Origin of the sequence: Chloroflexus sp., from assembly GCF_034434295.1 — a bacterium.
Lineage (GTDB): Bacteria > Chloroflexota > Chloroflexia > Chloroflexales > Chloroflexaceae > Chloroflexus.
This window is the reverse complement of sequence record NZ_DAOTZQ010000046.1, coordinates 19887-41748: the sequence shown is the minus strand read 5'-3', so window position 1 is coordinate 41748 and position 21862 is coordinate 19887. Positions and strand designations below refer to the sequence as shown.

Below are 21862 nucleotides of genomic sequence, written 5' to 3'. Positions count from 1 at the left end.
TATGTCCGTGATCGACACCTTCAATGGCGCATTAATATTGAACCAGCGCGTCTTTGGTGAGATGCGTGATGCCCCTGACGGCGTGCGTCGAGGTTTTCTGATCATCTTGCTGGTTGGAGTACTGGTCGGAGCGATTCAGAGTGCCAGCGCATTGATCAGTTCCGGTAGTCCTGATCAGACCGTTGAGGCCTTTATTGTCGGTTATCGTGAGGCTATCGAACAGCAGCGTCAAACGGCCACTACCCCTGAACAACGCGAAGTGTTGCAGTTGTTTGAAGAGAGCGCAGATGAACTGGCCGACATGGTGCGCGAACTGATCACTCTGCCAACGATCCTACCGCGACCGGTAAGCCTCTTCTTGCAGGCACTCGGTCAGACAGTGTCAAAACCGCTCGAATATCTAAGCGATATGCTGCTGGCCGTGATTCTGACGCACATCGCTGCCCGTCAATTAGGTGGGCAGGGCGGTATCCGAGCTATGGTCGCCGTAGGCTCGCTCTCGGTAGCGCCTCACGCGCTCGATGCCCTGACATTTATCCCGGTGCTAAACCTCCCGATCAGTATCATCGCCTGGGGATGGGGGTTAATTGTCCTGATTACCGGAACGGCGGTCGTACATCGGCTTGATACCGGCAAAGCGACACTGGCCGTGCTGCTCTACCCGAGTCTGCTGATTGTGTTAGGTATCTTACTGAGCTGTCTTATGCTCGTTGGTCTTGTCTCACTATCGGCAGGGTTAGGGCAATAATCTAGCCTCATAGTTGGTGGTGTGGCGCAGGGCTGCTACGCCGCACCACTGTGACATGATCTGCCTATCGGCGGTGAGCACCCTCACGAGTCGTAGCGGATCGCTACCTTCCCCTGTCACTAGCAAACCTCTGAGATATGTTCGTCATCGGCACCTACCCGCTTACCAGGCATCACGCCAGATTGGCAATGCGCCACCGCGACTGATCAGAGCAGCCCCAAGTCCCCAACTGGCAATCGCATAACCTGCAACCATTCCTGCCAACGGGCTAACGAGGCTTATGATCACTAGGGGCACGATCATGATCAATGCGCCTGAGACCGTTGCTAACGGCGGGCGCAAGGCCACTGCAGGTGGCCAGGATGCAGCAATTGCCCGCGCAATACCGGTAAAACCGACAACATAGGGTAGATGCAAAAGCACAACTAGCGGAATAAAGAGCACCAGTCCCACCAGACTCAGGGTCAGCAGGCCGAGCAGGAAGGGCATTGCCAGCAGGATCAGAACGGTAGTGAGCAAGCCAACCAGCGCACTCCGTAGGGGCGCTGCGCGGAGGGTACGACCGATCCCGGCGGTACGGCGGGGCCAGATCAACGTCACCGCAGTACTCAGCAACAAGACAACAAAACCGGTAATAAGTGCATTGCTACCCGGCGGTAACCAGCGCCGACCCGAAGCCTGTCCACTGAGTGCATTGACCAGCGACGTGACCAGCGGGGCACCGGCTAGTGGTTCAATGCCGATCACTGATCCATGCAAGGTAACCGGGTTAGCAATCGTAATACCACCTGCAATTGCCAGGACATTCCCTTCTACGACTGCGCCTGCGTCTAGCTCGATTGCGCCGGTATAACTCACCACATCACCGCGCACGATCCCGTACACGGTAATCGAGCCGGCCCAACTTGTCACATCACCATCAACCTCGCCCAGCACAATTACCGGTTGATCGAAGGTTGACAGGTCACCGCGGTAACGTTCGCCGGAAGCAACGATCATTGGTGCAGGCGAGGAGTGCGTGCCGGCAAATAGCGGCACCAATGGCACGAGAAACAACAGCAATCCGAGCAATAACCAGCGTTGCCACATTTAGTGAACCTCTGCAAGTGGAGTATCGGCGATCAATCGCCACCAAAGCCATCCCACCCCAAGGAACACGAGCAGGCCAGGCAATAACCACCATGCTGCCGACAGCCAGAGATTCCATAGCGGTTTGGCGATCAGAATCATTGCCAACACCAACCGTCCCAATCCTGTCTCTGGATTACCCAACAGCATTGCCGGGCCACTACTGTCAACCAGTAATCCCCAACCACCGATAAGCATACAGAGGATTGGCAGAACCAAGACCCATCGATACCAGGATCGCCGAACCGGTGGTGGAGCTGACAATTGCCGAACGATCCGCGCTGACAAATCAGCCGGGGGGACTGCCATCTGCGGCTCTCCCCACCTTGCTAACAACATTCGCAATTCAGCTTCGGCTGCTGCCAGATCAGCGTCGGTCAACTCATCATCCCTTCTATATTCCATACCTCCTCCTCGGCGGCGAGTGCCTCTTGCAACATCTTGCGCGCCCGGTGTAGCCGGGTCTTCACCGTAGCTTCGGTCAAGCCCAACACCTGCCCGATCTCTTCATACGACAGATCATACCAGTAGCGCAACACGGTGACTCCACGATAGGTAGCAGGGAGGCGCTGAAGCGCACGTTGCACTACTTCCTGTTGCGCACGTTGCAATGCACTTCGTTCCGGCCCTGGCTGCGTACTGGGCAGCCAAAATGCTACATCTTCAAGAGTTAACCAATTGAAGCGCCGGCGACGCAGACGATCAATACAATAGTTCGAGCCAATCGTCAGCAGCCACGTTACCAGACGGCGCGACGGATCATAGCTCTGGAGGTTACGAAACGCTCGTAAAAATACTTCTTGAACGGCATCTTCCGCCTCGAATGCGTCACCCAGCATACGATATGCCTGATTATACAGAACGCCGGTATAGCGCTGGACAATGGTCGCACAGGCCGATTGATCGCCTGCACAGGCACGAGCAACAAGCTCTGTTTCATCAGGCTGTAATTCGCTCACAGGTATTCCTCACATAATGTTATACGCTTTATTCAGTTAAACGTTGCAATGCACGAAAACTTCCTGCAATCGAACCATCCAACGTCACCTGCGCTCACAAAGGCATCCCGTCGTCATACTATTACATTGCCGATCAACATGCAATCCCTCAAATGCTAGCGTACTCTACCAATGAGTCGTAGGCTCTCAACTTGCAAGAGCGGGCAGGTTCGTGTACCATCTTGCGTGATGCGACGGTCGTTCGCATTCCGTCGTCAGTCAATTGGAGGAAGCCGTGGCCGCTAACATCAATCGTGATCAAATTCGCACCGCCCTTGGCGAAACCGATCCTGCCGTTAGCTTCTACCTTGATCTGGTCTCTGGAGAAGTGTTGCGTGTACCAGACACCGATCCGAGTGCTGAAGCTGAAGCACTCCGCAACCAGGTAATGGAAGGGTATGGTGATCGGTATCGCTACATTCCCGGTGGCAAGACAAACCCTACCGACAGTGATGTCCAGGCGTGGCTTGAAGCTGAAGGGCTAGCATAGTTTTGCTTCCCGCAAGCCATACAAGGCAGGAAGCCGCAGATTCTTCCTGCCTTGCTGAGCTTGTTGTGACTCTTACTGCTTTTCGTAGGGTTTCCCTACTGCTGCCGGCCCCACGGCACGACCGATCAAACCGGCCAACACAATCATAGTGACCACGTAGGGAATGACTTGCAGGAACTGCACCGGTACCGGGCCACCAAACACCTGCACTTGCAGGATTTGGAAGCGCGTACCTAGTGCCTCGGCAAATCCGAACAGCATCGCACCACCAAAGGCACCGAACGGCATCCACTTCCCGAAAATCATGGCTGCCAGCGCAATAAACCCTTTACCAGCGGTCATGCCATCATCGAAATTGCCCACCGTCTCGATAGAAAACCACGCCCCACCCAGACCGGCAATACATCCACTGATGAAAAGATTAATGTAGCGCATGCGATTGACAGCAATACCCACGGTATCGGCAGCCTTTGGATTCTCGCCGATGGCACGGGTGCGCAACCCCCAGCGGGTCATGAACAACACGATATGCGTGGTGACGACCAACAACAGCATCGCAAAAAAGATTGGCTTCCCGCCGAAAATGATCGTCCCCAGGACGGGAATCGAATCAAGCGAGCGGGCCAGATCGGGGAAACCGGCATCGGCGATCATGGTTGAGAGGGAGGGCAGCGTTACGCGACCACCGCCCTCGGTGACGATATACTGCCGGCGAAGGTAGCCGGTAATGCCGATTGCCAGAATATTGACGACTGTACCGCTAATGATCTGATCGGTGCGGAATGAGATTGAGAGCAAACCATGCAGTAACGCCATTATGCCACCGACAATGACGGCACCGATCACGCCAAACCAGATTTGGCCGGTGAAGACAAAGATGGCGAAGCCAAATGCTGCCCCCATCAACATCATGCCTTCAATGGCGATGTTGATAACACCGGAACGCTCAGCCCAAATCCCAGCCAATGCCCCCAATGCCAGTGGCGTCCCCAGACGTAGTGACTCGCTCAGCATGACCGTAGCATTGGTCTGCTTCCCGGCGGCTGCCCAGATCAAGATCGCTGGAAATAGCAACACTGCACTTGTCCACAGAAGACCATCTGCCCAACGATGGGCACGATTACTCAGCCCCAAACCGCCAGCGATAAGCATGATGACTCCGGTGATGGTCAGGCTCCAGGCGGTAGGAAAGGCAATGATCGGCTGTGGTACAGCGAGTGCAATCCGCGAGACCTGGCTGTCACCAGACAATGCCAGCGGAACATAGTTAATCAGCATGAACAGACCAAGAATGGCAAAGAAACCAGCGATCACTTGCCGGCGCGTTATACCCTGGCGGCGCTTTCCCATTGACAACGTCCTTTCCTTCTCACAATCGCACTCGATATGATACCATGAGTGACAATTGTCGGGTAAACATATAATGTTGGTCGCGAATCGCACATGTTCTTCACAGATACGCATTACCGCTATGGATAACCAGTTCCCATCGCAAGACAATCACGACGCCGCTCCTTTGGCGACCGATCACGACCTGCCAATGCAGTCAACACTCTTGCCAGACAGCCCGCAACCCAGTCTGACCCAACTGATTGAAGCGTTACTCTTCGTCGCTGCCGAGCCAATGACACTCGACCAACTGACGCGCACTCTTGACGTAGAAGCGGCTGAGGTCGTGAAGGCTATCGATGAGCTTAGTACAATCTATGCTCAGCGCGGAATCCGGCTCCAACGACATAACGATCACGTGATGTTCGTTAGTGCACCGGAAGCGGCACCGACTATCAGGCGTTTTCTCGGTGCACAGCAAAACCAGCGCCTCTCGCATGCTGCCCTCGAAACCCTGGCCATCATCGCATACCGGCAGCCAATTACTCGTGCCCAGATCGATGCGATACGTGGCGTTGACAGCAGTGCTGCCCTCCGCGCACTGATCAGTCGCGATCTCATTTGTGAAGCGGGAAGACTTGAGGTGCTTGGCCGTCCGATTCTGTACGCGACAACCCCGACCTTCTTGCAGCAGTTTGGTCTCACCAGCTTAAACGAATTACCACCGATTGAGATACCGGAAGGAGAGAAAGGGGATGCCGGGAAAGAGTAGCTAGCCCGCGGTACCAGAATGAACTACGTGTTGCGCCAGTAAATGCGGTGCGGCCCACTCCCCCTATATGCTTTTCCCTGCGTCGTAGCGACAGCAGGAGATTGCACCAGAGCCACCGGATCGATTCAACAGCGAACGGAAAGGGAAGAGACAATGGTGCCCGTCATACCGCTGATGAACCGTGGGTCAGCGTATCCAGCGGCTGGGACAATGAACGCGACGGTACGGATATCCGGCTTCCGCACACTATACCGGCAGCACATTATCCCTGATCGCGGAAAGAGCAAGTTCCCACTGGGATGAACGCTGTCTGGACGGACAGCTTCCCTACCGGGCATAGGTAAACAGCACCATACCTGCCGGCTACTCGCGTGTATGCTCGATATCCTTAGGTGGTGATTACACACAACACCTTCTCCATCATCCGGTCTTGCTTCAGCGGTCTGATCGTCTATCCACCTCCTTCTCCCCAACTTTCCACGCATTATCCACATACGCCCTGCTCTATCACGACGACTGCTCTCATCGCTATGAAGTGCATTGGAATGAGGAAAACCACTCTTCAACAAACCCTTTCTCCATTAAGTTATCCACAATTATCCACAACTTAATCTCAACATAACATACACCTGGGTTGACGATGATCGCAATAAACACGACACTACCACCGCCTATCACTATAAGAAACCGTTATAGATTTCCTGTATCTTGTTGCTTGAAATATGAGAACAGATCGAGTATGATGACAACACGTCAAGAGAAGACTTGCTGCCCGCTCTCACCACGAGCGCACTGCAAACACCAACGATGATGTTGCCCTCCCCGCGTCCCGGCGCGGGTCATTCATTATGTGTGCGAAGGCGAAGCGTGGCTCGCAAGGAGGCGCAGGGTGAATCTAACACAAATCTGGAAAGCAACACTATCGGCCCTTCAAACACAGACCTCGCGTCACGATTACGAGGCGCTATTGCGACCGGCTACGCTCTTATCACTCGATAATGGTGCAGCCTTCATTGGGGTTTCGTCACCAGGGCAGAAGGAAGGGCTGGAGAATCGTTTGCTCATGCCACTGCGTAATGCTCTCGCCCGTGTCGTAGGGTATCCGGTACAGGTGCAGGTGTTGATTGCCAACCTGAATTCGCGTACCGATACGTCCCCCGCACTGCTCAATGGTTCACGCCTGACGAGTGAACCAGAGTTGGTTATTACCGAGACGCCAGCACCATCGTTTACACCGGGTAACGGTACCGGCGAGCGTGCGGTTCAGCTCGACCTGGCCAGCGCAATGCGATCGGGTATGCTGAACCCTCGCTATACATTTTCCAGTTTCATCGTCGGTTCGAGCAACCGGCTGGCTCACGCTGCCTGCCTGGCTGTTGCCGATAATCCCGGCCAGGCGTACAATCCGCTCTTCCTGTACGGCGGTGTAGGATTGGGTAAAACCCACCTGCTACACGCTATTGGCAATCGCGTTCTCGACCGCGATCCGGAAATCAATGTTCTGTACGTGTCGTCAGAAAAATTCACAAATGATTTGATTAACGCCATTCGCCGGCAGCAGACTGAAGAGTTTCGGATGCGCTACCGCAACGTCGATGTCTTGCTGATTGACGATATTCAATTTATTGCCGGCAAAGATGCGACCCAGGAAGAGTTTTTTCACACCTTTAATACCCTTCATTCAGCAGCCAAGCACATTGTGATTAGCTCTGATCGTCCACCGAAGGCCATTTTAACCCTCGAAGAGCGGTTGCGTTCTCGCTTTGAATGGGGTCTGATTGTTGATGTGCAACCCCCTGATCTGGAGACACGCACCGCCATTCTCCGCGCCAAAGCCGAGCAGATGAGCGTCCACGTTCCTGATGAGGTGATCGACTTTCTGGCCCATAAGATTCAGAGCAATATCCGTGAGCTGGAAGGTAGCCTCAATCGGGTTGCGGCCTATGCCGAACTCAACCGTGCGCCGATCACCATCGAGACGGCAACTGCTGCCCTGGCCGATTTGCTCGGCAATCAGCGTCGCCGGCAGATCAGCGCCGAAGCCATTCTCCAGATTGTGAGTGAGCACTACGGGATTGAAGTAGAGCAACTCCGGGCACGAAACCGCTCGCGCCACGTGGTTGTGCCACGGCAGGTAGCAATGTACCTGCTTCGCGAAGAGACGGAAAGCTCGCTGGTTGATATTGGCAATCTCCTCGGTGGGCGTGACCACACCACGGTAATGTACGGTTGCGAAAAGATTGCCGAAGAGATTAACAGTGATAGTCGTTTACGTAGTGAAGTAATGGCGATCCGCGAACGCATTCAGATGCTGCGCGGGTAGAAAAACCTTACCATCAACGAACGCGACTCCAACAGAGCACTGTTAGACAGTGCTCTGTCTGTTTTATCAGGCCAATCATCACATCTGTGACTCGGTAGTGCTATAATAAAACAACTTCTTGTCTCCTGTAAACAGATACCTTGTTACTCGCAGAGGAGGATCGCCGTGGGCTACGAAGCCGTTTACCGCCGGTCGATTGAGGAACCCGAAGCGTATTGGGCCGAGTTTGCTGCTGAACTACACTGGTATAAACCCTGGGAGAAGGTACTCGATAATAGCAATCCCCCTTTTACGCGCTGGTTCGTTGGTGGTGAGACAAATCTTTGCTACAACGCCGTTGATCGTCACGCCCTGGGAGGCAGGCGTGGGCAGGCTGCCCTGATTTGGGAGAGTGCAGAAACCGGCCAATCGCGAATCCTCACCTACTTCGAGCTGTACCGGGAAGTGAACCGACTGGCCGGCCTCTTCCACAACCTGGGTGTGCGAAAGGGAGATCGGATCATTATCTACATGCCGATGGTACCTGAAGCCATCTTCGCGATGCTGGCCTGCGTGCGCATCGGCGCCATTCACTCGGTCGTTTTCGGCGGCTTCTCGGTCACGTCGTTAGCCTCACGAATTGATGATGCCGAACCTGTGCTCATTGTGACGGCTGATGCCGGTATGCGCAAAGGCCAACCAGTACCGCTGAAAGAGATTGTTGATAAGGCCCTGGCCGAAGCCAATACCGATAGTGTACGTGATGTGCTGGTGTTAAATCGAGGACTGGTACCGGTAGAGTTGAAGAAAGGTCGCGACCTCGACTGGTACGAGCAACTGGCCAAGCGCGGTGAGCGCTACGTCGAACCGGTACCGGTTGCCAGCACCGATCCCTCGTACATCCTGTACACGTCGGGTACCACCGGCAAGCCCAAGGGGGTTGTCCGCGATACCGGCGGCTACATGGTTGCCCTCTACGCCAGCATGAGCACCATCTACAATTGCGGCGATGGCGATGTCTTCTGGAGCACCAGCGATATTGGCTGGGTAGTTGGCCATTCATACATCGTTTATGCACCACTGCTCAAAGGTGTACCGACAGTCGTGTATGAAGGCCGGCCCGACCACCCTGATCCCGGCGTCTGGTGGCGGGTGATTGAAAAGTACGGTGTGACCCACGTCTTCACGGCACCAACTGCGCTACGAGCACTGCGCAAATTCCCCGAACACTGGATGCGTGACGCTGACATTAGCTCGCTCAAACTGTTGTATGCCGCCGGTGAACCACTCGATGCCCCAACCTACGAATGGGCGACAACAACGCTCGGTGTCCCGGTAATTGACCACTACTGGCAAACAGAGAGTGGCTGGCCGATGGTGACCAATCCGGTCGGTGTTGAGTTGTTGCCGATCAAACCCGGTTCTCCAACCAAACCGGCCTTCGGTCATCGCCTCGAAGTGGTCGATGCCGACGGCAACCCGGTACCACCCGGCGAAAAGGGCTTTCTCGTTGAACACGGGCCACTCCCGCCGGGAACACTGCTTACTCTCTGGAATGACGATGAGCGCTTCGTGAAGGGGTATTGGGGCTACTTCAAGGATAAGCTCCTCTACATGACCGGCGACTATGCGATTAAGGATGCCGATGGCTACCTGTTTATGCTCGGACGTGCCGACGAGGTGCTGAATGTGAGCGGACACCGATTGGGCACGCGCGAGATTGAAGAGGTGGTCTCGGCACATCCGGCAGTCGCTGAGGCAAGTGTGATCGGCGTGCGCGACGAACTGAAGGGCGAAGATGTGCTGGTCGTTGCCGTCCTCAAGCAGCACATCACTCCTCAGATGCAAGATGACATCGCTAACGAAATTCGCCAACTGGTTCGCGAACGGATTGGCCCGATTGCAACCCCGAAAGCAGTACACTTTGTGAGTATGTTACCCAAGACCCGTTCGGGCAAGATTATGCGACGGGTCATCCGGGCCGTGTATCAGGGTGACAACCTCGGCGATCTGAGCACTATCGAAGACGATGCCACCGTCGATATGGTGCGCGAAGCGATTGAGTTGCTGCGCGGCGATCTCTCATAATAATTGACTGGAGCGCTCTATGGCAGGCATCCGTAGAGCGCTCTGCACTAACGATTTGGCAAAACTTTACCGTATCTTTAATCTCTGATCACATTTATTCGCTATTGTGAAAATATCCACAGCGCAATGGTTTGACACAGATACGCGGCGCAGCCTATAATCGAAGCATCTGCAATGGAAGCATCCCGCCGCATGGATTCGTAACAAGGAGGTTCGACACATGACCGAGACTCGCGATGTGGCGCTGCCTGACACCAGCGAATTGTACTACCCCGATCCGGCGCTGGTTGAGCAATCCAATGTGATGGCTTATGCCCGCAGCAAAGGCTTAAATTCCTACGATGAGCTGTATCAGTGGACGATCAGCCATCATGAGGAGTTCTGGGCCGATATGGCCAGCCAGCTCGAATGGTTCAAGCCGTGGGACAAGGTGCTCGACGATAGCAACAAGCCTTTCTATCAGTGGTTTGTTGGCGGGAAAACAAACATCGTTTACAACGCAATCGATCGCCATCTCAAAACCTGGCGCAAGAATAAACTTGCCCTGATTTGGGAAGGTGAAGATGGTAGCCAGCGCACCTATTCGTACTACCAGCTCAACTACGAAGTATCACGTATTGCGAATGTGCTGAAGAGCATGGGGGTAAAGAAAGGGGACATTGTTACCATTTACATGCCCCGCATCCCCGAATTGATGTTCAGCATGCTGGCTTGTGCGAAAATCGGTGCTGCGCACAGCGTTGTGTACGGTGGCTTCTCGGAAGCGGCCCTTGCCGACCGCCTGGCCGACGCGAAGAGCAAAGTACTGATCACTGCTGATGGTGGCTATATGCGCGGCAAAGTGGTCGAACTGAAGAAGATTGTCAACGAGGCGCTGTCGCGCACGCCGACTGTCCAAACCTGTCTGGTCTTCCGCCACACAAACCATGGCGCACCGATGGAGCAGGGCCGTGACCTCTGGATGCACGATCTGCTCGGCCTGCCAATCGCGAACGGTCATTGCCCCACCGAAGAGATGGACGCGGAGGATATGCTCTTTATCCTCTATACGTCGGGAACGACCGGCAAGCCCAAGGGGGTTGTCCATACCCATGGTGGGTACATGGTCGGTACGTACACGACCCTGAAGTTTGTCTTCGATATTAAAGACGAAGACCGCTACTGGTGCGCCGCCGACCCAGGCTGGATCACCGGCCACTCGTTTATCGTGTACGCACCGCTGATTACTGGCGCAACATCGTTCATGTACGAGGGTGCTCCCAATTATCCCTATCCCGACCGCTGGTGGAGCATGGTCGCCAAACACGGGATTACGATCCTCTATACTGCCCCCACCGCCATTCGCGGTCTGATGCGGTTCGGCGACCTCTGGCCGTCGCGCCACGATCTGAGCACGTTGCGCCTGCTCGGTTCGGTCGGTGAGCCGATTAACCCCGAAGCATGGAAGTGGTTCTACGAGAAGATCGGCCATGGCCGCTGCCCAATTATGGATACCTGGTGGCAGACTGAGACCGGTCACTTTATGATTACGCCGACACCCGCCGTGCCACTCAAGCCCGGCTCGGCGACCCGCCCCTTCCTCGGAGTTGAAGTTGATGTCGTCCACGAGGATGGTTCACCATGCGCACCCGATGAGGATGGGTTGCTGGTGATTAAGAACCCGTGGCCCGGTATGATGCGCACGGTCTTGAATGATCCGCAGCGCTATGTCGAAGGCTACTGGCAGAAGGTGCCCCCCTACTACGCCGCCGGCGATAGTGCCCGCAAAGATAAGGATGGCTACATCTGGGTCATTGGCCGGTTGGATGACGTGATTAAGGTGTCGGGCTATCGTCTTGGTACCGCTGAAGTCGAGAGTGCGCTGGTCAGCCACCCGGTAGTAGCCGAAGCGGCTGCGATTGGTCTGCCACACGAAGTGAAGGGCAATGCCATTCACGCCTTCGTGATCCTGCGCGCTGGCTACGAACCGAGCCACGACCTCGAAGAGAAACTGCGGGCACACGTCGGTCACGAACTCGGCCCAATTGCCCGTCCCGAATCGATCACGTTTGTGACATCGTTGCCCAAGACGCGCTCCGGTAAGATTATGCGCCGCGTCTTGCGCGCCCGTGCCCTCGGCCTACCCGAAGGCGATGTCTCAACCCTTGAGGAGTAGTCGCGATAGTCGTGCCGTGTGGTATGGTAGACAGGAGCAGGCCACAATCCTGCTTCTGTCTGTTTATGTCATGTTATGGATGGTTTGCAGGTGGGTAAAAGCTCTCGCTCAAGACCCGCAACCTCAACAAGGCGTCAACGCCCTTTGGTAGAGGTAACAAGTCGCGCTGACAATAGCTACGGTGCCGTCACCCAGACTACGCCGGTCAAACGTGCCCGGTAGGTAATCTGGTCACCGTCGCGAGCAATTTCGGTTGGCGCACCAACATAACTGACAGGTACATTAGGGTTGATTTGGGCCTGATTGCCAAGCTCGCGCTGTACCTGTTCCTGATACATCGTGCGAAAAACCTCAAGCAGCTCCCTGTTCGATGTTCCAACTGGAACAGTAGCCTCAAGCTCATATTCAATGGTTTGCAATTCGCCGGACAAGGAGCCAGGATTACCCAGAATCAGCTCAATGACCGGCTCAGCCCAGGCGGGTCGGGTGATGATCACGTAGCCGCTGAACAGCGTCAAGGCAATGAGACCCAGCAAGATGAGTGACAGAACGATCTGCCCACCCAATCGCGACTGCGACGATATTGCCGGCGACGGTGGCGGTTGTACCGGTGAAATGGGGGCGGGTGTTGACCTTCGCGTACCAGCCGAAGAGGCGGCCCCACTCCCCTGGATTGGGATGGGAGGATCAGCGAAGATTGGTGGCCGCGGACGTGGTGGCGACACCGGTGCAGCCGACGGCGCCTGTCCTGCCGGACGAGCAGCAGCCGGTGCAGCAGGGGCGCGTGGTGATGCCGGTCGGCGAACCTGTACCTGTACCGGTTGCGGTTGACGAGCAGGGATTAATGCCGCCCGAAACTCGTCCATGGTTGCGAAGCGATCAGCCGGGACTTTCTGCAATGCCCGTTCCAGGGCAGCACTGGTACGCTCCGAGATTGTTGGTACCAGGGTACGCGCCGGCGGGAAGGAAAAGGGCATCTCTTGCGTGGGATCGCGACCGGTTAACAGGTGATGGAGCGTGGCAGCCAATGCGTAGACATCAGACTGTGGTGTTGCCAGCCCCTGGTATTGTTCCGGAGGCGCATAGCCCGGCGTACCAATCTGTGTGCCACGTTCGGTTGGCTTGAACAGCTTGGCAATCCCAAAATCGATCAGTTTGACATCACCGGATGGCTCGATCATCACATTAGAAGGCTTCATGTCGCGGTAGATAAAGCCTTTGCCGTGTAAATAACCGAGCACATCACAGATTTCATCGGCCCAGCGCAGCACCCGCTGCTCATCGATGCGCCCTTCGCGTTCGAGGATCTGTTCGAGATCCTCACCACGAATAAAATCCATCGTCAGGTAGTGCCGCCCCTCATCGGTAAAATGGCTATAGACACGCGGGATACGCGGATGGCGCAGTCGTTGTAGTAATTCGGCTTCAGTGTTAAAGCGCTCAACCGCTTCGGCCCGCTCGTTTGGGTCGGCGAAACGGTCGAGCATCTCTTTAATCGCGTAGACCTGCCCGTCCTGATCGATCCCTTCGTACACAGCACCCTGGCCACCACGCTTCACAATGCGCGTGATCACGTAACGCCGGTGATCGGTCGGTCGATCATTGTTTAATACCACATCGTGACCACAATGCTGGCAAAACTTCGCCCGCCGTAAATTCGGCTTGTGGCAGATTGGGCAGAGGATTTCGGTCACCTCAGCCATATGACTCCATGCTGTTGTAGCAGGCGAGCGTTGCACCATCATCGTTACCGCGTATCTAAACCAGTGGCCCTGAACCTACCAGATAATACGCAAATAACAATGATCGAGTTGCAATCACAGAAAATTCTTCGCCCGGTAGCCTAACCAGCCCAATGCGCTCGGATCATCACGCCAGTTGGGACGCACCTTGACCCACAAATCGAGGTACACCGGTCGCCCTAGCATGCGCTCAATCGAAGCACGGGCAGCACTGCCTATTTTCTTCAGCATACCACCACCGGCACCGATCAGGATACCTTTCTGGCTCTCCTTCTCGACATTGATTGTCATACGGATGTAGGTTGCCGTCTCTTTCTCCTGCCACTCTTCAACTTCAATGGCAATAGCGTGCGGTACCTCTTGCTGAAGGTAGAAGAGAGCTTTCTCGCGCACAAACTCGGCAGCCAGTTGCTGTTCGGTTTGATCGGTCATCTGATCGAGCGGATAGAGTGGTGGCCCTTCGGGTAAACGGGTGCTAATCTCACTCAGCAACGCTGCCAGCCCTAACCGACGCCGGGCCGAGATCGCAATCTCCATCTCCCACTGCCCCAATTCACGATAAGCGGGTAGATAATTCTCACCGGGACGTTTTGGCTTCTGATCAACCTTATTCAATACCAACAACTTATGCCCGCGAGCACGCTGTACCTGCTGCGCAATCATCCGATCAAGGCGAGTGGGCGGCTGACTTATGTCAACCATAAAACAGATCACATCAGCGTTGGGGAGCGTGCGCTCGGCCAGTTCGACCATCAGTTTTCCTAATCGATGGCTGGGTTCGTGAATACCGGGTGTGTCGATGAAAATAATCTGCTCCCCCGGTCGTGAAAGAATACCGCGTACCGGGACGCGCGTCGTCTGCGGGCGGGGTGAGACGATAGCAACTTTTTCACCCAACAATGCATTGAGCAGGGTACTCTTCCCGACATTCGGCTTCCCGACCAGCGCGACAAAACCCGACCGCCACTGGAGCGGCTCTTCTGCAACCGGCGTTGCCGGTCCTGCGTCTGACTCAGGCAGATCATCGGCAGAGATTGCCGGCGGCGTGAACACAACCGGCCCTTCGCCGTCAACCGGTTCATCGTCGAAGGCCACCATCAACGGCATCAGACGTTGCAATCGTTCGGGAGTACGCCACGCTTCCGGCAACGCCAGCTCAATCCCCAACACCAGATCATCATCATCAAGATCGAGGATGGCCGTCTCGCTCAACGTGATCGTCTCGACTGGCTCTTCATCAGCAATCCGAACGTAGAGATGGCCATATTCCCCGTCGAGCCAGTTATACGGCCCCTCCAGCACCAGTTCGAGCTGGCTAAGAATCACCTCATCGTCGAGATCGAGTCGGCAACCGAAGATAACTCCTTGCGCATCAAGCAACAGGCTAACCGGATATTCCATCACTGCCGTCGCCTGCCCCTCTTCAATGTCGGTGAAGTAGAGATACAGGGTACCGGCGTCTGGATCAAGCGAACAATATTTCATACGATTATCCCTGTGAACCGAGCGCCACTTCACCGGTCACCGCTTCTTGCTGAGCCGCTGTGTGCGGTTGACCGGTATCAGATGGCGGTTCGGGCTGATCGGTCAGTTTTCGATAGATATAACTAAGCAGAATACGAATAACGGCTGCAATAGGAATTGAGATAAAGAGGCCGAAGGCGCCAGCCAGAGCACCGCCGGCCAGAATCGCAAAGATGACCACACCCGGATGCAGGCGAACGAGCGGCCCCATCACGTTGGGAATGATAAAATGATCCTCGATCTGGCGCAACACAAAATAGATGATACCGATCAACACCGCTAGAGCGACATTAGAAAGACCAAACGGCGTCACCGGCTGAAAGAGCGCCACCGTCATCGCGATGCCGGCAGCCGACCACGGCCCAATGATTGGCAAAATCTCCAACACCCCAGACGCAACTGCTATCACCAGCGCGTATGGTACCTGCAAAATAGAAAGTGGAATATAGAGCAACACCGACATAATCACGATCAAAATCAACTGACCGCGAATATAGGCGCTAAAGACACGATCAATTTGATAGCCGAGGTGCCCTATTTCGCGTCGGTAAGGTGCAGGAATAAGACTCCGTGACCAGGCTTTCAACAGAGGTGCCTGTAACAACAGATAGAACGTAATAATCAGATAAACCAACAGATAAATCACACTTTCCAGTGCAGAAAAAACGATCTTGGGCACATTTCCACTCAACCAACCGGCCACATCGCGAATTAGACCGATAATCTGTGCTTCCAGCGGTGCCAGACTAATCACAAAATCACCGACTTCGACAGTCTGATTTTGTTCAAAAAAGATCGTCAGTTCGCGAATGATCAATGGTGCATTAGCAGCCAGATCACGACTTTGCTGCACAATCCGTGGCCAGAGTGCCGTAAACAGGCTGTACAGGACGAAAAACGCTACAACGTAAAGCACAATAATCCAGATCGCACGACTGATACGAGTACGACGATGCAACCAGCCAATCAATGGATTAAACAAATAGGCAGTGATTATCGCACCAATAAATGGCGGCAAAATATGCGTCACTGCAAACAACAACCAGATTGTCAATACGATGATCAGACCACTACTAATCCATTTCGCCTGATACGAAAAACGAATAGGCCTCTCTTCCTGTCCCATTGTGTTCTTCCTCGATTCCGCTGACATGAAAGGGCGAACGAACCACCCATTGCGTGATTCGTCGCCCTGTATTATAGCGGCAACAGCGAACGATACAGCTACCGATTCGGCGGATGATCGGTTGCGCGACGCAGCGGCACATCAGCCTTGAGCAAATCGTGAGCCTCACCCCGACTCAAGGTGACTTCGATCTGCTCGGCATCAATTGCCGGCAGATAGCGCCTGAGCACTTCCGCCAGATCAGCTTTCATCTGCGCCATCATCTCCGGTGTCAATTTGTAACGGTCGTCGATCAGCACCGTTAACAGCCGTTGCTTGGCCAATTCGGCGCTGGAGTCGCGTTTTCGACCGAAGAGGCCGTTGAGAAACGACACAGGCACTCCTTTCGTCTATGTTCGTCGCCGCCCGAACAAACTAAGCAGGCGATCAAGCATGCCTTGTTGATCGGGAATTGCCATTACCGGCACATCTTCACCGGCCAACCGTTGCGCGATGTTAATATAGGCGCGACCGGCCAGTGAGTTTGGATCATACACTGCGGCCTCGCCACGATTAGTGGCAATCACAATTGTTTCATCTTCGGGAACAATCCCCAGGAGCGAGATGGCCAGTAGCTCCAGCACATCATCAACCGAGAGCATCTCGCCACGGCTCACCAGACGCGGTTTGATGCGGTTGATGATCAGCGAAGCCGGCCCTTTCTCGGCAGCCTCAATCAAACCCACAATCCGGTCTGCATCGCGTACTGCCGACACCTCCGGCGTCGTAACAATAATCACCTCATCAGCACCGGCGATAGCATTGCGAAAACCGGCCTCGATACCAGCCGGGCTATCGATCAAGACAAAATCAAATTCCGCCCGTAACTGACGGGTCAGATCGATCATTTGTTGGGCACTTACCGCATCCTTATCGCGTGTCTGTGCAGCAGGCAACAAACACAATTCCGGCAGGCGTTTATCTTTAATCAATGCCTGCCGTAAACGGGCACGACCCTCAACAACATCAACCAGGTCGTAGACGATGCGATTCTCCAGCCCCATGACGACATCAAGATTGCGCAGGCCGATGTCGGCATCGACCACAGCAACACGGGCACCACGCATGGCCAGCGCCGTACCCAGATTGGCGGTGGTTGTTGTCTTGCCAACGCCCCCTTTCCCCGAAGTTACGGTTATAACTCGCCCCATAGTACCCCACTAGCGCTTGAAGGCTTCCCATCCATCAACGATAATCTCGCCGGCAACCACACGCGCAAACTCTGGTCGACTTAGCACCTGTTGATCCGGTGCGCGTGCAATCAAATCGGCAATTCGCAATTGCGTCGGGCGCAATTCAAGCGCACAAATAATCGCGCTACGATCACCTAACGCACCGGCATGAACCAGACCACGCAACCGCCCCCAAACTACTACGCTGCCACCGGCAATAATCTCACCACCCGGATTGACATCGCCGATCAGCGTAATGTGGCCGGTATGACGTAATACCTGGCCTGATCGTAATGTACGCATAACCAGTAAGGCTTCGGCCTCTGGCATTGGTGTTGTTTCAGGGGAACGCGATAATGGTCGTGCTGTCAAGCCAACCGAACGTGCAGCCGCCCGCGTTGAACGCTCCGATGAGTCAATTGCTGTAGCCTGCACGCCGTGCTGCCTGATGAGTGCTAACATTTCATTCAATTGCGCTGACGACACTTCGCGTTCACCCAGATCGATCACCAGGCTGGCGCCGTGAAAGAAGCTTTGACGTTCACCCAGATGAAGATCGAGCCGGTGTAACAGTTCCGACCAGGCAACATTGGCATCTAAGCGAAGTCGTAGCCCGTCGCGGCTACCTTTTATACTGATCAGATCACTCATGGTCATACTACCAGATAGAACGTATGATTGTTTGCAATTATAGCATAGTGAACGCTTTTTGTATGCTCTATTTTGTCTGAAAACGACAACAGTGCCAGAGGGTAGCTATGAGATGATGGTGCATGAAGAGCTGCCGCACGCCATATGCGGGCATGGGCTGGCGTTACTGGTGTCCGCGTACCTCCGGGTGATGTTTGTGCGGCCATAACGGCGAGGCAGGGGTGGGCGCGGCGGGTGACTGTGTGGCTTCGAGTGATGTCTGCGCGGCCATAACGGCGAGGCAGGGGTGGGCACGGCGGGGGGGGCCTGTGGCAAGCTTTCCTGCCATACTCCACACCAGAGCATGATCACCTTACAGATTTACGAAAACAGCTCAATATTGCATCTCTACCAGACACTTAAAGCACACAAAATATCCCCTTGTCAGATGACCTGGCATCACGTACAATTGTATCAATTCAAAATGATATAAATCGGGAGTACAGTATGACGGTGCGTGTAGGGATCAACGGGTTCGGGCGGATTGGACGGCTCGCGCTGCGAGCGGCGTGGGCATGGCCAGAACTGGATATCGTGCATATTAACGAGATTGGCGGTGATGCCACTACCGCAGCGCATCTCCTCAGCTTCGATTCGACGCAGGGACGGTGGTCGGTCGAGGTGCATGGCGAAGCTCATCAATTACTGATCGATGGCAAAACGATTGGTTACAGTCAGATGCGCGATCCTGGTGCTGTGCCATGGGCGGATGCCGGCGTTGACATTGTGCTTGAAGCAACCGGTAAGTTCCGCACTGCGGAGCAACTGGCAGCCTATTTCAGCGCTGGGGTGAAGAAGGTGATTGTGGCGGCACCGGTAAAGGGTGAGGCGCTGAATGTGGTTATGGGTGTGAACGATCACTGGTATGAGCCAGATCGCCATCACCTGCTGACGGCCGCCTCGTGTACAACCAACTGTCTGGCACCGATTGTGAAAGTAATCCACGAAGGGATTGGTATTCGCCATGGCATGATCACAACCATTCACAGCTCAACCAACACCCAAACCGTCCACGACCGTCCACACAAAGATTTGCGGCGGGCACGAGCGGCTAGTCTGTCACTCATCCCAACTACGACCGGCTCCGCAACCGCTATCGGTCTGATCTTTCCTGAATTGCAGGGCAAACTCGATGGGCAGGCGGTGCGGGTGCCGTTGCTGAACGCATCGCTCACCGATTGTGTCTTCGAGGTTCGCCGCTCGACGACTGTTGCCGAGGTGAACGGATTGTTACAGGCAGCGGCAGAAGGTGCGCTGAAGGGGATTCTCGCGTATGAGACGCGCCCACTGGTGTCGATTGACTTTCTCGGCAATCCACATTCGGCGATTGTCGACTCGCTGTGCACGATGGTTACTAACGAGACACAGGTGAAGATTTACGCCTGGTACGACAATGAATGGGGATACGCCAATCGGTATGTGGAATTAGCGCGAAAGGTTGCCCTACTCTTATGAAAACAACACCTTCTACTGATGCATCGGCGACCCTGACGCAACAGCGCACCGACCGCCGTAACTATGTGCTGGTAACAATTGCCTACTGGGCCGATACGCTCACCGATGGCGCGATTCGGATGCTGGTGTTGTTTTACTTTGCTCAGCTCGGCTATTCGCCGTTTGCAGTAGCCTCGCTCTTTCTGTTCTACGAAATCTTTGGGGTGATCACCAATCTCTTTGGCGGCTATATCGGTGCACGCTTTGGTCTCAAGCTGACGCTGTTTCTCGGCCTGGCAACCCAACTGGTTGCACTGAGTATGCTGGCTTTTGCCCCACCTTCACTGCTGGTGGTGCCATACGTTATGGCGGCACAGGCATTGTCGGGGATCGCCAAAGACCTGACCAAGATGTCGTCGAAGAGTGCAGTGAAGCTGGTGGCCGGCGCCGGTGAAGGTCAGCTTTACCGCTGGGTCAGTGTGTTGACCGGATCGAAGAATGCGATCAAGGGATTAGGCTTCTTCGTCGGTGCATTGTTACTCAGTCTATTCGGCTTCCAGACTGCTCTGATCATGCTGGCAGCACTGGTGCTGACGGCCCTGGTTGGTGCGGTTAGTACAATCAGTGGCGACCTGGGTGTTGCCAACAAGAAAGCCAGATTCAAGCAGATCTTCTCGCCGAACCGGGCGGTCAATCTGCTGGCAGCGGCTCGCATTTTTCTCTTCGGTGCACGCGATGTCTGGTTCGTGGTCGGATTGCCGGTCTTCTTCATCACCGTTCTGGGCTGGGATTTCTGGCTGGCAGGCGGCTTTATGGCAGCCTGGACTATCGGCTACGGCTTTGTGCAGGCTTCCACGCCGACCCTCATCCGGCGGCGTATCGCCAATGCGCAGGCTCCGGACGGACGTACCGCTATGTGGCTGGCCTTCGCACTGGCAGCCTTTCCGGCAGGTATTGCCATCGCACTAAATGCGGGTCTGGCCCCAACACTGAGTGTAGTTGGCGGTCTGCTCGCCTTTGGTATCATCTTTGCCCTGAATTCGGCTGTACACAGCTATCTAATCCTGGCTTACGCCGACGATGCCAAAGTAGCGATGAACGTTGGTTTCTACTATATGGCAAACGCCCTGGGGCGCCTTACCGGTACAGTTCTCTCTGGTGCACTCTACCAGTGGGGAATGCAGAGCAATCCATTTGGTGGCCTGATCGCATGTCTGTGGGCATCGGCTGGTTTCATTTTAATCGCCGGTTTGTTGTCGATCCGCTTACCAACGCCAACTCACACAGTCGTCGGCACGTGGAAGGTAGAGGAATAGAGGCGGGATCGATCATAGCTGGTGATCACGCACCAGCGCACAGATACAATCGATCCAAGGTGTCGCAGCCTGATTGCCACGTTGACGAAGATCGATGAGAGCAGTACGAAGCTCCTGAAGATTGGCAATGCGCTGATCGATAGTCGCAATTTGTCGATCCAGGGTGGCGAGCACCTCACCGCACGGCGGTTCACCGCGATCACTTATCGCAAGAATAGCAGTAATCTCGCGCAAAGAGAGGCCCAAACTACGCGCATGGGTAATGAAGCGCAAGCGATCAACTATGTCTGATGAGTAGAGTCGATAATTGTTTTCCATCCGCGGCGGAGGTGGTAGCAACCCGACCTGTTCGTAAAAACGAATGGTTTTGACCGATACACCGGTTTGACGGGCAAGTTCACCGATACGCATCATCACGCACCTCAAAAAAGCATTGACTTGTCAGGAGTGGTCATCTCATTCATCATTGATAAGCCGGATGATTGTGACGGGACCACACGTAGTACCAGTGACCGGCAGATGACCGGTGCGACCCGCATCTGGTATCAAGCACGGTGATGTAGAAGCATGACTTCCCCACTTCACATCACGCCATCCACGCTGTGCCGACCGGTGAGCATCTCTGTTCGCAACGTGCGCTGTGCGGGAGACGGTATCCGACGTTAGCCTTGCCATCTCGTTACCAGCGCATAAGAGAGCAATAATACGCACACTATAGCACATCTTACGAGGTCGGAATAGGAAACCGAATGACAGAAGTTATCTCATTAACCCAAGTTGCTACCTTTTTCACCACAGAGGCACGGAGG

At 54.8% G+C, this 21862-nt stretch carries 19 protein-coding genes; 8 read left to right on the top strand and 11 right to left on the bottom strand.

The window, feature by feature from the left end:
- The first annotated feature begins 1 nt into the window (after position 1).
- A complete protein-coding gene (locus VAE57_RS06775; RefSeq protein ID WP_322821126.1) occupies positions 2 to 748 on the top strand; it encodes a Yip1 family protein in 747 nt (248 codons plus the stop codon).
- A gap of 162 nt (positions 749 to 910) precedes the next feature.
- Here VAE57_RS06775 and VAE57_RS06770 read toward each other — a convergent pair whose 3' ends face one another.
- From VAE57_RS06770 to VAE57_RS06760, 3 genes are read right to left on the bottom strand one after another with little or no spacing between them, the layout of a single operon-like run.
- The gene (locus tag VAE57_RS06770) at positions 911 to 1837 is read right to left on the bottom strand and encodes a polymer-forming cytoskeletal protein (RefSeq protein WP_322821125.1); all 927 of its coding nucleotides are present in this window, start codon (positions 1835 to 1837) and stop codon (positions 911 to 913) included.
- Positions 1838 to 2281, bottom strand: a complete 444-nt coding sequence (locus tag VAE57_RS06765) for a hypothetical protein (protein ID WP_322821124.1) — start codon at positions 2279 to 2281, stop codon at positions 1838 to 1840.
- A complete protein-coding gene (locus VAE57_RS06760) occupies positions 2254 to 2835 on the bottom strand; it encodes an RNA polymerase sigma factor (RefSeq protein ID WP_322821123.1) in 582 nt (193 codons plus the stop codon). The genes VAE57_RS06765 and VAE57_RS06760 overlap by 28 nt, the downstream gene beginning before the upstream one ends.
- A 274-nt stretch (positions 2836 to 3109) precedes the next feature.
- Here VAE57_RS06760 and VAE57_RS06755 point away from each other — a divergent pair, with 274 nt between their 5' ends.
- Positions 3110 to 3364: a UPF0158 family protein gene (locus VAE57_RS06755; RefSeq protein WP_322821122.1), complete on the top strand. Its 255-nt coding sequence runs from the start codon at positions 3110 to 3112 to the stop codon at positions 3362 to 3364.
- Between the two features lie 72 nt (positions 3365 to 3436).
- Here VAE57_RS06755 and VAE57_RS06750 read toward each other — a convergent pair whose 3' ends face one another.
- Positions 3437 to 4714, bottom strand: a complete 1278-nt coding sequence (locus tag VAE57_RS06750) for an ABC transporter permease (RefSeq protein ID WP_322821121.1) — start codon at positions 4712 to 4714, stop codon at positions 3437 to 3439.
- A gap of 121 nt (positions 4715 to 4835) precedes the next feature.
- Between VAE57_RS06750 and scpB the strand changes: the two genes are divergently transcribed.
- From scpB to acs, 4 genes are all read left to right on the top strand, one after another.
- A complete protein-coding gene (gene scpB / locus VAE57_RS06745; RefSeq protein WP_322821120.1) occupies positions 4836 to 5465 on the top strand; it encodes an SMC-Scp complex subunit ScpB in 630 nt (209 codons plus the stop codon).
- A gap of 889 nt (positions 5466 to 6354) precedes the next feature.
- Positions 6355 to 7788 carry a chromosomal replication initiator protein DnaA gene (gene dnaA / locus VAE57_RS06740; protein ID WP_322821119.1) on the top strand — a complete coding sequence of 478 codons (1434 nt, stop codon included), beginning with the start codon at positions 6355 to 6357 and terminating at the stop codon, positions 7786 to 7788.
- Positions 7789 to 7953: 165 nt separating this feature from the next.
- A complete protein-coding gene (prpE, locus tag VAE57_RS06735) occupies positions 7954 to 9855 on the top strand; it encodes a propionate--CoA ligase (RefSeq protein ID WP_322821118.1) in 1902 nt (633 codons plus the stop codon).
- Positions 9856 to 10075: 220 nt separating this feature from the next.
- Positions 10076 to 12010 carry an acetate--CoA ligase gene (acs, locus tag VAE57_RS06730; RefSeq protein ID WP_322821117.1) on the top strand — a complete coding sequence of 645 codons (1935 nt, stop codon included), beginning with the start codon at positions 10076 to 10078 and terminating at the stop codon, positions 12008 to 12010.
- Between the two features lie 176 nt (positions 12011 to 12186).
- Here the strand turns inward: acs and VAE57_RS06725 are convergent, their stop codons facing one another.
- The 6 genes from VAE57_RS06725 to minC form a co-directional block, all read right to left on the bottom strand.
- Positions 12187 to 13713, bottom strand: coding sequence for a serine/threonine-protein kinase (locus VAE57_RS06725; RefSeq protein ID WP_322821116.1), 1527 nt, complete (start codon positions 13711 to 13713; stop codon positions 12187 to 12189).
- 114 nt (positions 13714 to 13827) lie between these two features.
- Positions 13828 to 15237, bottom strand: a complete 1410-nt coding sequence (gene era, locus VAE57_RS06720) for a GTPase Era (protein WP_322821115.1) — start codon at positions 15235 to 15237, stop codon at positions 13828 to 13830.
- Positions 15238 to 15241: 4 nt separating this feature from the next.
- A complete protein-coding gene (locus VAE57_RS06715) occupies positions 15242 to 16402 on the bottom strand; it encodes an AI-2E family transporter (RefSeq protein ID WP_322821114.1) in 1161 nt (386 codons plus the stop codon).
- Positions 16403 to 16500: 98 nt separating this feature from the next.
- On the bottom strand, positions 16501 to 16776 hold the full coding sequence (minE, locus tag VAE57_RS06710; protein WP_322821113.1) for a cell division topological specificity factor MinE: 276 nt from the start codon (positions 16774 to 16776) through the stop codon (positions 16501 to 16503).
- 15 nt (positions 16777 to 16791) lie between these two features.
- Positions 16792 to 17592 (bottom strand): septum site-determining protein MinD, encoded by an 801-nt coding sequence (minD, locus tag VAE57_RS06705; RefSeq protein WP_322821112.1) that lies wholly within the window; start codon positions 17590 to 17592, stop codon positions 16792 to 16794.
- A gap of 9 nt (positions 17593 to 17601) precedes the next feature.
- The gene (gene minC / locus VAE57_RS06700; protein WP_322821111.1) at positions 17602 to 18264 is read right to left on the bottom strand and encodes a septum site-determining protein MinC; all 663 of its coding nucleotides are present in this window, start codon (positions 18262 to 18264) and stop codon (positions 17602 to 17604) included.
- A 486-nt stretch (positions 18265 to 18750) separates the two neighbouring features.
- On the opposite strand from minC, the gene VAE57_RS06695 reads away from it, so the two are divergent.
- Positions 18751 to 19758, top strand: a complete 1008-nt coding sequence (locus VAE57_RS06695; RefSeq protein WP_322821110.1) for an ArsJ-associated glyceraldehyde-3-phosphate dehydrogenase — start codon at positions 18751 to 18753, stop codon at positions 19756 to 19758.
- Positions 19755 to 21053 carry an organoarsenical effux MFS transporter ArsJ gene (gene arsJ / locus VAE57_RS06690; protein WP_322821109.1) on the top strand — a complete coding sequence of 433 codons (1299 nt, stop codon included), beginning with the start codon at positions 19755 to 19757 and terminating at the stop codon, positions 21051 to 21053. Before VAE57_RS06695 ends, arsJ begins: the two co-directional genes overlap by 4 nt.
- A gap of 12 nt (positions 21054 to 21065) precedes the next feature.
- On the opposite strand, the gene VAE57_RS06685 is transcribed toward arsJ, so the two are convergent.
- A complete protein-coding gene (locus tag VAE57_RS06685; RefSeq protein ID WP_322821108.1) occupies positions 21066 to 21467 on the bottom strand; it encodes a heavy metal-responsive transcriptional regulator in 402 nt (133 codons plus the stop codon).
- Between the last annotated feature and the right edge of the window lie 395 nt (positions 21468 to 21862).